This is a genomic window from Streptomyces morookaense (assembly GCF_013030945.1).
Taxonomy (GTDB): domain Bacteria; phylum Actinomycetota; class Actinomycetes; order Streptomycetales; family Streptomycetaceae; genus Streptomyces; species Streptomyces morookaensis.
This window is the reverse complement of record NZ_JABBXF010000027.1, coordinates 99,060-114,249: the sequence shown is the minus strand read 5'-3', so window position 1 is coordinate 114,249 and position 15,190 is coordinate 99,060. Positions and strand designations below refer to the sequence as shown.

Here is a 15,190-nt window from a genome sequence, read left to right as displayed (position 1 = left end):
TCTCTCACGGGTGAACTCTGGCGTGCCGCCTGCCCCCTTGGGTAGGTTCGCGGCGACCTTTGCGAACCCATGGGGAGGGAACATGCGCACGGCTCGCAGATGGCTGCCGGCGCTGGTGATGTGCATAGGCACACTCGCCGGCGCCGGCGCCGCACCGGCCCTGGCGGCCACGGCCGCCACCGGGACGACCGCCGGGGAGACACAGGACACCGCGGACATCAAGGACCGCATCCTGCAGATCCCGGGCATGCACTTCGTCGAGGAGAAGCCCTACCAGGGCTACCGCTACCTCGTGCTCACCTACACCCAGCCGGTCGACCACCGGCATCCCGACCGCGGGACGTTCGAGCAGCGCTTCACCCTGCTGCACAAGTCCACGGACCGGCCCACCGTCTTCTACACCTCCGGGTACAACGTCTCCACCACCCCGTCGCGCAGCGAGCCGACCCGCATCGTCGACGGCAACCAGGTGTCGATGGAGTACCGCTTCTTCACCCCGTCCCGGCCGCAGCCGGCCGACTGGTCCACGCTCGACATCTGGCAGGCGGCCAACGACCAGCACCGCCTGTACCAGGCCCTGAAGACCGTCTACGGCAAGAACTGGCTGGCGACGGGCGGCAGCAAGGGCGGCATGACGGCCACCTACTACCGCCGCTTCTTCCCGCACGACATGAACGGCACCGTCGCCTACGTCGCGCCCAACGACGTGCACAACGGCGACGACCGCCCGTACGACCGCTTCTTCGCCACCGTCGGCGACAAGGCCTGCCGCACGCAGCTCAATTCGGTGCAGCGGGAGGCGCTCCTCCGCCGTGACCAGATCGTGGCCCGCTACCAGAAGTGGGCCGACGAGAACGGCAAGACGTTCAAGGTGGTCGGCAGCGCCGACAAGGCGTACGAGAACGTCGTCCTGGACCTGGTGTGGTCGTTCTGGCAGTACCACCTGCAGAGCGACTGCGCATCCGTCCCCGCGACCAACGCATCGACGGACGAGCTCTACAAGTTCATCGACACCATCTCGGGCTTCGACGGCTACACGGACCAGGGCCTTGAGCGCTTCACCCCGTACTACTACCAGGCGGGCACCGAACTCGGCTCCCCGACCTTCAAGACGCCTCATCTGAAGGGTCTGTTGCGTTACCCGGGCATCTACGCCCCGCGCAACTACGTGTCGCGCGACATACCGATGAAGTGGAAGCCGGGCGTCATGGCCGACGTCGACCGCTGGGTGCGCAACGACAGCACGCAGATGCTCTTCGTCTACGGCCAGAACGACCCCTGGGGTGCCGAACCGTTCCGCCTCGGCCGCGACGCCGCGGCCCGGCACGACTACCGCTTCGTCGCCCCCGGCGGCAACCACGGTTCGAATATCGCCCAGTTGGTGGCCGACGAGCGGGCCACGGCCACGGCCGAGGTCCTGAAGTGGGCGGGCGTCGCCCCCGCGGACGTCCGGAAGGACGAGCGGCACGCGAAGCCGCTGGCGCCGTACGACGCCAAGCTGGACCGCCAGCCGGTGGAGCGGGAGGCCATGCTGCGGCCGTGAAGCCGCCTCAGGCGTGTCAGGACAGGCGGCGGGCGCATCCCACGGGAGCCCTGCCGCCCACGTCCACGTAGAGGTCCGTCTGCTCCGGGCAGTCGTCCCGCGTGGGCACCGTCTCCTCGACGCGGTACTCCGGCGCGTGGCCCGTCGAGCCGTCGCACGCCGTCTCCTTCACCACCCCTTCGCGCTCCGTGTAGACGCAGTCCCCCGCCACCGTGAGCGGCCCGCCGCCCATGCCGGGGTCCCCGGGGTGCGGGGGCCGCAGGTTGCGCATGCACGCGTAGCCCTCGGGCGAGCTCTCCCGCTCCGAGGTGCCCGTGTCGACGGCTGCGATGTGGAGGACGAAGTCGGTGTCGTCCGGGCAGCGCGGCCCGCTCGCCTGCGGGCCGTTGTAGCGGGCCAGCACGCTGGCGGTGGCCTCGTCGCCCGCGCAGTCGACCTCCCCGAAGGCCGCACCGCCCCGGCCGTGTCCGGCGCAGGTGCCCCGCGCCAGGAACTGTGCGGGACGCCCCTGCCGCGCCTGCAGGGTCCGGCTGCCGGAGGCGGCGGCGTTCTGCACCGGCTGTTCCTGGCAGCCGCTCAGTGTGAACATCCCCGACAGCGTGGCCGATGCGAGCAACGCTGCGGACAGCAAGTGACGACGCATGATCCCCCAACCCCTGGCAACCGGCCCACAGTTACCCGACGCGACCGGCACACGCCAGGCGTGCGCCGGGCTTCGCGCAGGGTGACCGGCCGTCCCTCCCGACAGCGCCCGCGGGGCGGCCCACCGCCGGCGCTGTCGGGAGGGGGTACGCCGACGGCGGGGTGCGGCCGGCCGCAGGCGGCGGAGAGGGTGGTCAGCAACGCGGCGGTCAGCGACGCCGACACCGCTCTGCGGAGGCTCCCCGGCTGCACGTCGCTTCGACGTACGGCGCACCGGAGCGGTTCCGTGCCCCGCGGCCTACTGGGCTGCGCGGTGCTGTGCCCGGCGGAGGCGTACGGGACGGCGCAGGGTGAGCAGCCTTGCGCGCGGGGCGAGCCGCCGGACCATCGCGAAGACGGAATCGGTGCGCGACCGGTCGGCGTCCAGCACGGTGAAGAGGTTGACCCCGAGGTAGAACGTGCAGGCGGCGTTGGCCAGATCGCGCGGCGGAGTGAGCCGGGCCAGCGCGGTGCCGCCGATGACCCGTTCCAGGGTCTCCTCCATGAAGGCCATCCACGGCTCGACCCGCACCTTGATCTCCCCGCGCAGTTCGGGCTTGGCCACGGCCGCCGCCACGAGCTCGGAGAGCAGGGCGATATGGCCGCCTTCGAGGTCGTCGCGGTAGATGCGGGTGGCGGCAGCGGCGAGCTCCTCCAGGGTGCGGCATTCGGCGACGGTGGCGGTGTGCATCGCCATGCGTTCGTCGGACGACCGGTCGAGTGCGGCGAACAGCAGCGGGTCGACGCCCCCGAAGTGGTAGAAGATCAGCGCCGAGTTGACGCCCGCCTCCTTGGCTATGGTCCGCGCGCTGGCCTTGCCGTAGCCCTGCGTGCGCAGTACCGCCCCTGCGGCGGCGATCAGCCGTTCCCTGGTCTCCACCGACATGTGCCGCCCTCTCGACGAGCGTTCATCATACGGTTCAATCGATCGCTCAAATCGACCGGTCAGGCGGCTCGCTGCGGCCACTGCTCGCGCAGCACCCGCAGTGTTTCCCTGATGGCGGGCCTGCGGGCGGCGCCGGTGCGCCAGTAGGCGAACAGCCGGCGGACCGGGGCGGGCTCCAGGGGCACGTCCACCACCCCTTCGGGCAGCGGTCCGCGGCCCAGCCGGGGCATGACGGCGACGCCCAGCCCGGCCGCGACGAGGGCGACCTGCGTGTGGTTCTCCGCAGCCTGGTAGGCGAGGTCCGGCTCGCTGCCGAGGGCGCGCAGCGTACGGACCAGCCAGTCGTGGCAGACCGTGCCCGGCGGGTTGCCGATCCAGCGCAGGCCCACCAGGTCGCTGCGCTCCAGCCGTTCCCGTCCGGCCAGCGGATGTCCTTCCGGTACGAGCACGTCGCACAGGTCGTCGCCGATCTTCGCCCGTTCCAGGCGCTCCGGCGTGGGGTGCGGCACGATGTCCCAGTCGTGCCAGACCGCGACGTCGAGGGCTCCCTGGGCCACCAGGCCGACCGACAGGTGGGGGTCGACCTCGACCAACCGGGTGTCCAGCGCGGGGTGTTCACGGGTGAGCCGGGCCAGTGCACCGGGCAGCAGGCCGCGTGCGGCCGAGGCGAACGCCCCGACGACGATCCGTCCGGCGGGCTGCCCGCGCCGCTCCTCCAGGTCCGTCTCGGCACGCTCGACCATGGCCAGCAGTTCCCGTGCGGTCTCGGCCAGTTCGACGGCCGCGTCGGTGAGCATCACCCCCCGCCCGCGCCGCTCCAGCAGGGTGGTGCGCGTCTCACGCTCCAGCTTGGTGATCGACTGCGAGATCGCGGAGGGCGTGTAGCCCAGCGCGAGGGCCGCCGCACTGACCGAGCCGTGCACGGAGACGGCGTGCAGGGCCCTCAGACGTGACAGGTCCAGCATGTGAGCCCCCGGCGGATGTCCCATTGTTGAGCGTTGCTGAATCCCATCATGAAGCAGCCCGTGCTGGTGCTGAACGGTCGGGCGCCGTGATGCTGATCGCATGCGTCCGCTCCACCTCGCCCTCGGCGTGCTCGTCGCCGCCCTCTGGGGCGTCAACTTCGTCGTCATCGACATTGGCCTCGGCCACTTCCCGCCACTGCTGTTCTGCGCGCTGCGCTTTCTCGCCGCAGCGGTGCCCGCCGTCCTCTTCGTCGGCCCGCCCCGGGTGAGGTGGCGGTGGGTCGTCGCGGTCGGACTGGTGCTGGGCGTGGCCAAGTTCGGGCTGCTGTTCATCGGGATGCATGCCGGGATGCCGGCCGGACTGTCCTCGCTGGTGCTCCAGGTCCAGGCGGTTTTCACCGCCCTGTTCGCCATGGCCGCCCTCGGCGAACGGCCCGGCCGCGTCCGGCTGCTGGGCATGGGCGTGGCCCTGGCGGGCATCGTGGTGGCCGCGGTCGACGAGGGGACTTCGGGGCCGCTGACCGGCTTCGCCCTGGTGGTGGCCGCCGCGGCCTTCTGGGGCGTCTCGAACGTCCTGACCCGCAAGGCCGCGCCGCCGGACGCCCTGCGGTTCATGGTGTGGGTCAGCGCGGTCCCGGTGCTGCCCCTGCTGCTGCTCTCCCTGCTCTTCGAGGGCCCGGCCGCCGACGCCGAGGCGCTGCGCTCGCTGGACTGGAGCGGCGTGGGCGCCGTCGTGTACGTCGCCTGGATCACCACGCTGCTCGGCTTCGGCGTCTGGGGGTTCCTGCTGCGCACCTACGACGCCACGACAGTGGCCCCCTTCTCGCTGCTGGTGCCCGTGTTCGGCATGTCCTCCGCGGCCCTCCTGCTGGGCGAGGAGGTGAGCCCGCTGCGCTGGTGCGCGGCGGCCCTCCTGGTGGGCGGGGTCGCGCTCACCTCGCTGCCGGGGCGGCGGCGACCAGCCCCCGCAGGTACTCCCGCCCGGGGCCTGCCAGTTGCGCGAAGTCCGCGGCCTGCGGGTACCAGCGCTTCTCGTACTCCCAGCACAGCCAGCCGTCCCAGCCCGACGCGCTGAGCGCGCCCACGCAGCCGGCCAGCGGCAGCACGCCGGTGCCCAGCGGCAGCGGAGCCGTGTTCTCCGCGGAGGCGACGTCCTTCACCTGCACGTAGCCCAGGTGCGGGGCGAGCGCGGGGAGGCTGGACTCCGGCTGCTCCCCGCCCCGCCAGGTGTGCAGCACGTCCCACAGCGCGCCGATGCTGCCGTGCCCCACCGGGCCCAGGATGCGCACCGCGTCCTGGGCCCTGCTGTGCGAGTCGTGGGTCTCCAGCAGCACCCGCACGCCCGAGTCCGCGGCGAGCGGGGCGATCGCCCCCAGCCGGCGCGCGGCGACCGTGTCGGCCTCCGCGGCCGGCGGCTCGCCGGCGCCGGGGAAGACACGTACGTACGGCGCCCCGAGCTCGCCGGCCAGCCGCACCAGTTCCGCGAGGTCCTCCAGCACGGGGCCGTCCGGGCCGGACGCGGCGACCCGGACGTATCCGGCGAGGCACAGGAGTTCCACACCCGCGTCGGCGAACGCCGCGGTCACCGCGGCGCGTTCGACGGGCAGGAGGCCCGGGTGCACGGGTTCCTCCGGGTGGGTGCGCAGTTCGACGCCGTCGTAGCCGCAGTCGCCGGCGAGGCGCACCACGTCGGGGAGGGGAAGGCCGGGGACACCGAGGGTGGAGAAAGCCAGTTTCATGAAGAGCGGCTTCCCCGCCCGGCGGTCCGGAATGCGCCCCGTACGGCAGACGGGGGTGCTAGCTTCGCGGGATGACGGCCAGGGAGTCGGCCGACGGCACGGTCCTCCGCATCGCCATGAACGGTGTGACCGGCCGGATGGGCCACCACCAGCACCTCGTACGCTCCGTCCTCGCCCTGCGCGACGAGGGCGGCCTGCCACTCGCCGACGGCACCGTCCTGCGGCCCGAACCGGTGCTCGTCGGACGTGACGCACGCAAGCTCGCGGAGCTCGCCCGGCGGTACGGGATCGACGAATGGTCCTGCGATCTGGACACCGTCCTGTCCGACCCGTCCGTCGACGTCTACTTCGACGCACAGGCCACCTGCGCCCGTGAGGACGCAGTGCGCAGGGCCATCACCGCGGGCAAGCACGTGTACTGCGAGAAACCCGTCGCACGTGACCACGCAGGCGCGATCCGTCTGGCCCGCCTGGCGGACGCTGCCGGCGTCCGCCACGGCGTCGTCCAGGACAAGCTCTTCCTCCCGGGCATCCGCAAGCTGGAACGGCTCGTCGCAGGCGGCTTCTTCGGGCGTGTGCTCTCGGTACGCGGGGAGTTCGGCTACTGGGTCTTCGAAGGGGACTGGCAGAGCGCCCAGCGGCCGTCGTGGAACTACCGCGCGGCGGACGGCGGCGGCATCGCAGCCGACATGTTTCCCCACTGGGAGTACGTGCTGAGGGAGCTGTTCGGACCGGTGCGCACCGTGCAGGCGCAGCTGTCGACGCACCTGCCGCGCCGCTGGGACGAGCAGGGAAAGCCCTACGAGGCGACCGCCGACGACGCGGCCTATGCGGTCTTCGGCCTGGAGGGCGGAGCCGTCGCCCAGTTCAACTCCTCCTGGGCGGTGCGGGTGCACCGGGACGAGCTGCTGGAGCTCCAGGTCGACGGGACGGACGGCTCGGCCGTCGCGGGACTGCGCGGTTGCCGCGTGCAGCACCGCTCGGTCACCCCGCGGCCCGTGTGGAACCCGGACGTCCCGGCCGCCGACGACTTCCGCGCCCAGTGGCAGGAGGTGCCGGACAACGGTGAGTTCGGCAACGCCTTCAAGACGCAGTGGGAGCTGTTCCTGCGGCACGTGGCGCAGGGCGGGCCCTGGCGCTGGGACCTGTTCGCCGGAGCACGCGGCGTACAGCTCGCCGAACTTGGCGCGCGCTCCTCGGCCGAGGGCCGCAGGCTCGACGTGCCGGAGCCGGCCCGGTGATCCGGCTGCCGGACGCGACGGGGGCACTGCGCCGCTACATGCCGAGAGCCGAGCCGCATCCGGTGGCGCCGGGCCCGCCCCCGGCCTCCCGGACGGCCTTCGCCGGCGTCCATGTCGTCGCCGACCCCTTCGGCAACACCACGCCGCACGGCCCGGCAGCCCTCGACTGGGACGCCACGCTCGCCTTCCGCCGCCACCTGTGGGCGCACGGCCTGGGCGTGGCGGAGGCCATGGACACCGCACAGCGCGGCATGGGCCTGGACTGGCCGGCCGCGGCCGAACTGATCCGCCGCACGGCAGCCGAGGCGGCAGCCGTCGGCGGATCGCTCGTCTGCGGAGCGGGCACCGACCAACTCGCCCCGCCCTACGGCCCGCTGACCCTCTCCGACGTCACGGCGGCCTACGAGGAGCAGCTGTCGACCGTCGAGGGCGCGGGGGCGCGGGCAGTCGTGATGGCCTCCAGGGCGCTGGCAGCCGTGGCCACGACTGCGGACGACTACCGGGAGGTTTACGGCCGCTTGCTCCGCCAAACTGCTGCACCCGTCATCCTGCACTGGCTGGGCCCGGTGTTCGACCCTCAACTGGACGGCTACTGGGGCAGCACCGACCTGGACGAGGCCACCGGCACGCTGCTCGCGATCGTCACCGAGCACGCGGGCAAGGTCGACGGCGTGAAAGTCTCCCTGCTGGACGCGGAGCGTGAACGGGCCCTGCGGCGCGCCCTTCCGGACGGCGTGCGCTGCTACACGGGCGACGATTTCCACTACCCGGAACTCGTCGAAGGGGACGGCGAACACCACAGCGACGCCCTGCTCGGCGTCTTCGACGCGCTGGGCCCTCTCGCGGCCCAGGCGCTGCGCCTGCTGGACGCCGGCGACGGCTCCGGCTGCCGGGCCCTGCTGGATCCGACCGTGCCGCTGGCGCGTCACCTGTTCGCGCCTCCGACACGCTTCTACAAGACGGGTGTGGTGCTGCTGGCCTGGCTGTCCGGTCACCAGGCGCACTTCACCATGGCGGGCGGCCTGCACGCCGCCCGGTCGCTGCCGCACCTCGCGCATGCCTATGAACTCGCCGACGGGCTGGGTCTGTTCCCCGACCCGCAGTTGGCCGAGGCGCGCATGGCACGGCTGCTGGCCGTGCACGGGGTGGAGCAGTGAACAGCGGCATCGAACGGTTCAGCCTCAACCAGCAGACCATTCGCCAGTGGTCGCTGCCCGAGCTGGTGGCCGGCTGCACGGCGGCCGGGGTCCGGTACGTCGGGCTGTGGCGGGAGCCGGTGCGCGCGTACGGACTGCGGGCCGCGGCGCGGCTGGTGCGGGAGGCGGGGCTGGCGGTCAGCAGCCTGTGCCGGGGCGGCTTCCTGACGGCTGCCGACCCTGCGGAGCGGATCGCCGCCGTGGACGACAACCGGGCGGCGATCGAGGAGGCGGCCGTCCTCGGCACCGGCACGCTGGTGCTGGTGTGCGGCGGGCTGCCGCCGGGCAGCCGGGACCTGTCCGGGGCGCGCGAGCGGATCGCGGACGCGCTGGGCGAGCTGGCGCCGTACGCGGCGGCCCACGGGGTGCGGCTGGCGGTCGAGCCGCTGCACCCGCTGTTCGCGTCCGACCGCAGCGTGGTCTCCACCCTCCGCCAGGCCCTCGACCTCGCCGAGCGCTTCCCGGCGGAGCGCGTCGGCGTGGTCGTCGACGCCTATCACCTGTGGTGGGACGACACGGTGGCCGGGCAGCTGGCGCGGGCGGGACGGGGCGGACGGATCGCGGCCCTCCAGCTCGCCGACTGGATCACGCCCCTGCCCGAGGGCGCGCTGCTGGGGCGGGGGCAGCTCGGCGACGGCTCCGTGGACCTGCGGTGGTTCCGCGAACGGGCCGATGCCGCGGGCTATACGGGCCCGGTCGAGGTGGAGATCTTCAGCCCGGCGCTGTGGGCGCGCGACGGGGCCGGCGTGCTCGCCGAAGTGCTGGAACGGTATCGGACGCATGTGCTGTGAACTGGGGTTCCCTACCTTCCGTAACGGAAGCATAACGCCTTGGATCGACTGCAACCGTTCGCGGCTCCCGTGGGTCGTACTGTGCATCAGGCTTCCTGGGGAGGGATCCGGGGGGATTCGGAGGAAGCCGTTGCAAGGGGGGACCCGAGGGGCCCGGTCGACGGACCGGGCCCCTCGAATACGTCACGGGTGCCCGGGTGTTCCGTCCGGCGTTCCGTCCGGGCGGAAGCGGAACCGCGGATATCCCCAGCCCCGAACGCCCTGTCGGACGGCACCGGTACCGTCGGGGCATGGTGCAACTGGCAGTGGTCGAAGGGGTCCTCGAAAGGATCACCTACGCCAACGAGGAGAACGGCTACACGGTCGCCCGCGTCGACACCGGCCGCGGCAGCGGCGACCTCCTCACGGTCGTCGGCTCGCTGCTCGGCGCGCAGCCCGGCGAGTCGCTCCGGCTGGAGGGCCGCTGGGGCTCCCACCCGCAGTACGGCCGCCAGTTCACCGTGGAGAACTACACCACGGTCCTGCCCGCCACGATCCAGGGCATCCGCCGCTACCTGGGCTCCGGCCTGATCAAGGGCGTGGGCCCGCGCATCGCGGACCGGATCGTGAGCCACTTCGGCACGGACACCCTCGACATCATCGAGAAGGAGCCCGCGCGCCTGATCGAGGTCCCCGGCCTGGGCCCCAAGCGCACGCGCTCGATCGGTGCCGCCTGGGAGGAGCAGAAGGCCATCAAGGAGGTCATGCTCTTCCTCCAGGGTGTCGGCGTCTCCACGTCCATCGCCGTGCGCATCTACAAGAAATACGGCGACGCCTCGATCTCCGTGACACGCAATCAGCCCTACCGGCTGGCCGTCGACGTGTGGGGCATCGGCTTCCTGACCGCCGACCGCATCGCCCAGTCCGTCGGCATCCCGCACGACAGTCCCGACCGCGTCAAGGCGGGCCTGCAGTACGCCCTTTCCCAGTCCGCCGACCAGGGCCACTGCTTCCTGCCCGAGGAGCAACTGATCGCGGACGCCGTGAAGTTGCTCCAGGTCGACACCGGACTCGTCATCGACTGCCTCGCCGAACTGGCCTCCGACGACCACGGCGAGGACGGCGCGGGCGTGGTCCGCGAGAACGTCCCGGGTCCGGACGGCGGCGAGCCCGTCACGGCCGTGTACCTCGTGCCGTTCCACCGCGCCGAGCTGTCGCTGGCCGGCCAGTTGACGCGCCTGCTGCGCGCCGGGGAGGACCGGCTCGCCGCCTTCCACGACGTCGACTGGGACAAGGCGTTGGCGTGGCTGTCCGGACGCACGGGCGCGGAGCTCGCCGCCGAGCAGCAGCAGGCGGTCCGGCTCGCCCTGACCAGCAAGGTCGCCGTCCTCACCGGCGGCCCGGGCTGCGGCAAGTCCTTCACCGTGCGCTCGGTGGTGGAGCTGGCGCGCGCCAAGAAGGCCAAGGTGGTGCTCGCCGCCCCGACCGGCCGGGCCGCGAAGCGGCTGTCCGAGCTGACCGGCGCGGAGGCCTCGACCGTCCACCGGCTGCTGGAGCTCAAGCCCGGCGGTGACGCGGCGTACGACCGGGACCGGCCGCTGGATGCCGACCTGGTGGTGGTCGACGAGGCGTCCATGCTCGACCTGTTGCTGGCCAACAAGCTCGTCAAGGCCGTTCCGCCGGGCGCCCACCTGCTGTTCGTGGGCGACGTGGACCAACTCCCGTCCGTCGGCGCGGGCGAGGTGCTCCGCGACCTGCTGGCCGACGGCAGCCCCGTCCCCGCCGTACGGCTCACCCGGATCTTCCGGCAGGCACAGCAGTCCGGCGTGGTGACGAACGCACACCGCATCAACTCGGGTGTGCCGCCCATCACTCAGGGGCTGGCGGACTTCTACCTCTTCGCGGAGGAGGACACCGAGGAGGCGGGCCGGCTGACGGTGGACGTGGCCGCCCGGCGCATCCCCGCGAAGTTCGGGCTCGACCCGCGCCGGGACGTCCAGGTGCTGGCCCCCATGCACCGTGGCCCGGCGGGTGCGGGCACGCTCAACGGCCTGCTCCAGCAGGCCGTCACGCCCGCCCGCCCCGATCTGCCCGAACGCCGCTTCGGCGGGCGGGTCTTCCGCGTCGGCGACAAGGTCACCCAGATCCGCAACAACTACGAGAAGGGCAGGAACGGCGTCTTCAACGGCACGGTGGGCGTGGTGACGGCGCTGGACGCGGTGGAGCAGAAGCTGTCCGTGCGCACCGACGAGGACGAGGACGTCGACTACGACTTCGACGAGCTCGACGAGCTCGCCCACGCCTACGCGGTGACGATCCATCGCTCACAGGGCAGCGAGTATCCGGCGGTGGTGATCCCGGTCACTATGGGTGCCTGGATGATGCTGCAGCGTAATCTCCTCTATACAGCGGTCACCAGGGCGAAGAAACTGGTGGTACTGGTGGGCTCGCGGAGGGCCCTGGGTCAGGCGGTGCGCACCGTCTCGGCGGGCAGGCGCTGTACCGCCCTCGATCACCGACTCTTCACAAGCGGAGGAGGTGGTGTTCGTCTCTGATCAGAACGGTTTACCAATCAGGGCGAAGGGGGCAGGATGGGCGGGTTGGACGGCACTGAGTGCCGTTCTTGGGCCCTATGGCCGACCCCGAGTGCACGTACATCGTCCAAATGGGGGAAGGTAGGGGTAGTCAGGGCACCTCGAAGAAGAGGCACAACGTCGGTGAGGGATGACGTGAGCGAGAACTCTGTAGTACTGCGGTACGGCGACGGCGAATACACCTACCCGGTGATCGAGAGCACCGTCGGCGACAAGGGCTTCGACATCGGCAAGCTCCGCGCCCAGACCGGTCTGGTGACCCTTGACTCCGGCTACGGCAACACCGCCGCCTATAAATCCGCCGTCACCTACCTCGACGGTGAGCAGGGCATCCTGCGCTACCGCGGTTACCCGATCGAGCAGCTGGCCGAGCGCAGCACGTTCCTCGAGACGGCGTTCCTGCTGATCAACGGCGAGCTGCCGACCGTCGACGAGCTGGCGGCCTTCAAGCAGGAGATCACCCAGCACACCCTGCTGCACGAGGACGTCAAGCGCTTCTACGACGGCTTCCCGCGCGACGCCCACCCGATGGCGATGCTGTCCTCCGTGGTCAGCGCGCTGTCGACCTTCTACCAGGACAGCCACAACCCGTTCGACGAGAAGCAGCGTCACCTGTCCACGATCCGGCTGCTCGCCAAGCTGCCCACGATCGCGGCCTACGCCTACAAGAAGTCGATCGGCCACCCGGTCGTCTACCCGCGCAACGACCTCGGCTACGTCGAGAACTTCCTGCGCATGACGTTCTCCGTGCCGGCCGCCGAGTTCGAGCTGGACCCGGTCGTCGTCAGCGCGCTCGACAAGCTGCTGATCCTGCACGCGGACCACGAGCAGAACTGCTCGACCTCGACCGTGCGCCTGGTGGGCTCCTCGCAGGCCAACCTCTTCGCGTCGATCTCCGCCGGCATCAACGCCCTGTGGGGCCCGCTGCACGGCGGCGCCAACCAGGCCGTGCTGGAGATGCTGGAGTCCATCGCCGCCTCCGGCGGTGACGTCGACACCTTCATCCGCAAGGTGAAGAACAAGGAGGACGGCGTCCGCCTGATGGGCTTCGGGCACCGCGTCTACAAGAGCTTCGACCCCCGCGCGAAGATCATCAAGGCTGCGGCGCACGACGTCCTCTCCGCCCTCGGCAAGAGCGACGAGCTGCTGGACATTGCGCTCAAGCTGGAGGAGCACGCGCTCAGCGACGACTACTTCGTCTCGCGCAACCTCTACCCGAACGTGGACTTCTACACCGGTCTCATCTACCGGGCCATGGGCTTCCCGACCGAGATGTTCACCGTGCTCTTCGCGCTCGGCCGGCTCCCCGGCTGGATCGCCCAGTGGCACGAGATGATCAAGGAGCCGGGCTCCCGCATCGGCCGCCCGCGTCAGATCTACACGGGCGTCGTCGAGCGCGACTTCGTCCCGGTGGAGCAGCGCTGACGGCCTGACCCCGCCAGGGCAGAGAAAAAGCGCCCCGCGTCCGATCCCCCCACGGGTCGGAGCGGGGCGCTTTTCCGTAACCCCGGCCCGGATTCCCCCCACGGGATCCGTCCGGGAGCCTCGGTACGCCTGGGCTCACGCCTGCGCGATCTGCCGGAACACGTACGGACGGGAGGGCCGCTCAAAGCTCCCCGGGTACGTGCCCCGGCCACGCGTGGCCGGTACCGTCCCCCAAGACGATCCAGCACTGCCCGGTTAGACCAGCGACCCCCGGTAATGGTTACCTGCAAATCGATGTGATCTAGGTCTCCTGCCATAAACGGACGTAAAAGGGCAAGAGGTTGATCGTGCAGATTTCGTGAAGGATCCGGTCTTAGCGGGGCCTGTCGTTGTGCGGAGATACGGCCGGAATCAGACGCGGCCGACGAGCTCGTAGCCCGCCTCGTCGACGGCGGCGCGGATCGCCTCGTCGTCCGGTGCGGTTGCGGCGGTGACGGTGACCAGGCCGGTGGCTGCGACGGCCTCGACCGCGGTGACGCCGTCGAGGGCCGAAATCTCGCTCTTGACCGCGGACTCGCAGTGGCCGCAGGTCATGCCGGTCACCTTGTAGGTGGTGGTGCTCATGGGCGTTCTCCTCATCGGGCGGCGGTGTCTCGTACCGTCTCGCGGTGGACAACACCTTACCCCCTGGGGGTATTTCCCCCAGGGGGTCATGAGGTGACGGGCGATCAGGTCCGCAGCCGGCGCCGGGGGCTGTTGCCGGGCCGCGAGGCCACCCAGGAGCGGATCGTGTCGGCGAACCAGTACGGTTTGCCGCCCTCCGTGAGGTCCGGGGCGGGCATCACCCCGTGCTTCCGGTACGAGCGCACGGTGTCCGTCTGCACGCCGATGTGTGCAGCGATCTCCTTGTAGGACCAGAGTCGACGGTCGGTCATCTCTCGCGCCTCTCCGCAGCACCGCAGCCACGGAAGGGGGGTTCCGTCGGGGGACTGCGGCGCGGCCTTTTCGGTCCCACCGAGCCTGGCCCCAGGTGGCGACACAGAGTGACCGTGTGCAGGCGGCAGTTGCCCCCCTGTGACGCAGAGCGTGCGGACGTGTGACGTACGTTACCGAGGCGTGACCGTCAGGCGAGGCCCGCGGCGGCGGCCGCCTCGGCCACCCGCACGGGCCGGTCGGCGCGCCGGGAGAGCTCGCAGGCCTCCGCCACCAGCAGCGCCCGCAGCCCCTCCTCGCCGGGACACGGGCTCGCACCGCCCCCCGCCACCGCCCCGGCGAACGCGGCCAGCTCGGCGCGGTAGGCCCCCGCGAAACGCTCCAGGAACCCCGGCCACGGCCGCGCCGGCGCAGCCGGACCGCCCGGCTCCGCGGAGGTCATGGGCGTACGCCCGTCCAGACCCACGGCCCACTGGTCGAGCTCTCCGGACAGCTCCATCCGCACGTCGTACCCCGCGCCGTTGCAGCGCGTCGCCGTCGCGGTGACGAGCGTGCCGTCGTCCAGCGTGAGCAGCGCGGCAGCGGTGTCCACGTCGCCGGCCTCGCGGAACATGGCCGCGCCCGCGTCCGAACCCCGCGCGAACACCTCCACCACCTCGCGCCCCGTCAGCCAGCGCACCGCGTCGAAGTCGTGCACCATGCAGTCGCGTACGAGCCCTCCCGACAGCGGCAGGAACTCCGCGGGCGGGGGAGCGGGGTCCGAGGTGACGGCCCGGATGGTGTGCACCCGCCCGAGCCTGCCGCTGCGCAGCGCCTCGCGGGCGGCCCGGTACCCGGCGTCGAAGCGCCGCTGGAAGCCGATCTGCAGCAGCGTGCCCGCCGCCGACACCTCCCGCAGCGCGGCCGCCGTGCCCGCCACGTCCAGGGCGACGGGCTTCTCGCAGAAGGCCGGCAGGCCGGCCCGCGCCGCCCGGATGATCAGAGCGGCGTGCGAGGCGGTCGCGGTGGCGATGACGACGGCGTCGACGCCGGAGGCGAACGCGTCGTCGACGGCGGCGACGGGGCGCACCCGCGCGCCGCCCGTCCGCGCGGCCAGTTCCGCGGCACGCCCCGCATCCGCGTCCCCGATCAGCAGCTCGCCGACCTCGTCCAGCCCGGCCAGCACGGCTGCGTGGACGGAGCCGATCCGCCCCGCGCCCAGCAGCCCGACCCGCAGG

At 71.7% G+C, this 15,190-nt stretch carries 13 protein-coding genes and 1 pseudogene; 7 read left to right on the top strand and 7 right to left on the bottom strand.

Annotated features, from left to right (window positions below; translation table 11 throughout):
• Positions 1–82 precede the first annotated feature (82 nt).
• Entirely contained in the window at positions 83–1,543 is a 1,461-nt protein-coding gene (locus HG542_RS13560; protein WP_171081035.1) for a S28 family serine protease, read from the top strand.
• A gap of 16 nt (positions 1,544–1,559) precedes the next feature.
• Here the strand turns inward: HG542_RS13560 and HG542_RS13555 are convergent, their stop codons facing one another.
• From HG542_RS13555 to HG542_RS13545, 3 genes are all read right to left on the bottom strand, one after another.
• Positions 1,560–2,132 (bottom strand): hypothetical protein, encoded by a 573-nt coding sequence (locus HG542_RS13555; RefSeq protein WP_229922835.1) that lies wholly within the window; start codon positions 2,130–2,132, stop codon positions 1,560–1,562.
• A gap of 351 nt (positions 2,133–2,483) precedes the next feature.
• The gene (locus tag HG542_RS13550; protein ID WP_171081032.1) at positions 2,484–3,110 is read right to left on the bottom strand and encodes a TetR/AcrR family transcriptional regulator; all 627 of its coding nucleotides are present in this window, start codon (positions 3,108–3,110) and stop codon (positions 2,484–2,486) included.
• A 59-nt stretch (positions 3,111–3,169) separates the two neighbouring features.
• Positions 3,170–4,075 carry a LysR family transcriptional regulator gene (locus HG542_RS13545; protein WP_171081030.1) on the bottom strand — a complete coding sequence of 302 codons (906 nt, stop codon included), beginning with the start codon at positions 4,073–4,075 and terminating at the stop codon, positions 3,170–3,172.
• 100 nt (positions 4,076–4,175) lie between these two features.
• On the opposite strand from HG542_RS13545, the gene HG542_RS13540 reads away from it, so the two are divergent.
• Positions 4,176–5,150, top strand: coding sequence for an EamA family transporter (locus tag HG542_RS13540; protein WP_438816694.1), 975 nt, complete (start codon positions 4,176–4,178; stop codon positions 5,148–5,150).
• Here the strand turns inward: HG542_RS13540 and HG542_RS13535 are convergent.
• Positions 5,032–5,814: pseudogene (locus HG542_RS13535) on the bottom strand (sugar phosphate isomerase/epimerase family protein); the annotation flags it as partial. The gene HG542_RS13540 and the pseudogene HG542_RS13535 sit on opposite strands and share 119 nt — an antisense overlap.
• 71 nt (positions 5,815–5,885) lie before the next feature.
• Here HG542_RS13535 and HG542_RS13530 point away from each other — a divergent pair.
• The 5 genes from HG542_RS13530 (at position 5,886) to HG542_RS13510 (ending at position 13,040) form a co-directional block, all read left to right on the top strand.
• The gene (locus HG542_RS13530; RefSeq protein WP_171081026.1) at positions 5,886–7,055 is read left to right on the top strand and encodes a Gfo/Idh/MocA family protein; all 1,170 of its coding nucleotides are present in this window, start codon (positions 5,886–5,888) and stop codon (positions 7,053–7,055) included.
• 38 nt (positions 7,056–7,093) lie between these two features.
• Positions 7,094–8,212 (top strand): dihydrodipicolinate synthase family protein, encoded by a 1,119-nt coding sequence (locus HG542_RS13525; RefSeq protein ID WP_229922843.1) that lies wholly within the window; start codon positions 7,094–7,096, stop codon positions 8,210–8,212.
• The gene (locus HG542_RS13520) at positions 8,209–9,042 is read left to right on the top strand and encodes a sugar phosphate isomerase/epimerase family protein (protein ID WP_171081024.1); all 834 of its coding nucleotides are present in this window, start codon (positions 8,209–8,211) and stop codon (positions 9,040–9,042) included. Before HG542_RS13525 ends, HG542_RS13520 begins: the two co-directional genes overlap by 4 nt.
• Positions 9,043–9,332: 290 nt before the next feature.
• Positions 9,333–11,576, top strand: coding sequence for an SF1B family DNA helicase RecD2 (recD2, locus tag HG542_RS13515; protein ID WP_171081023.1), 2,244 nt, complete (start codon positions 9,333–9,335; stop codon positions 11,574–11,576).
• Between the two features lie 174 nt (positions 11,577–11,750).
• Entirely contained in the window at positions 11,751–13,040 is a 1,290-nt protein-coding gene (locus HG542_RS13510; RefSeq protein WP_171081022.1) for a citrate synthase, read from the top strand.
• Between the two features lie 411 nt (positions 13,041–13,451).
• Here HG542_RS13510 and HG542_RS13505 read toward each other — a convergent pair whose 3' ends face one another.
• The 3 genes from HG542_RS13505 to HG542_RS13495 form a co-directional block, all read right to left on the bottom strand.
• Positions 13,452–13,679 carry a heavy-metal-associated domain-containing protein gene (locus HG542_RS13505; RefSeq protein ID WP_229922834.1) on the bottom strand — a complete coding sequence of 76 codons (228 nt, stop codon included), beginning with the start codon at positions 13,677–13,679 and terminating at the stop codon, positions 13,452–13,454.
• 89 nt (positions 13,680–13,768) lie between these two features.
• Positions 13,769–13,975: a helix-turn-helix transcriptional regulator gene (locus HG542_RS13500; protein WP_171081018.1), complete on the bottom strand. Its 207-nt coding sequence runs from the start codon at positions 13,973–13,975 to the stop codon at positions 13,769–13,771.
• Between the two features lie 188 nt (positions 13,976–14,163).
• Entirely contained in the window at positions 14,164–15,189 is a 1,026-nt protein-coding gene (locus HG542_RS13495) for a Gfo/Idh/MocA family protein (protein WP_171081108.1), read from the bottom strand.
• Position 15,190: the final 1 nt, after the last annotated feature.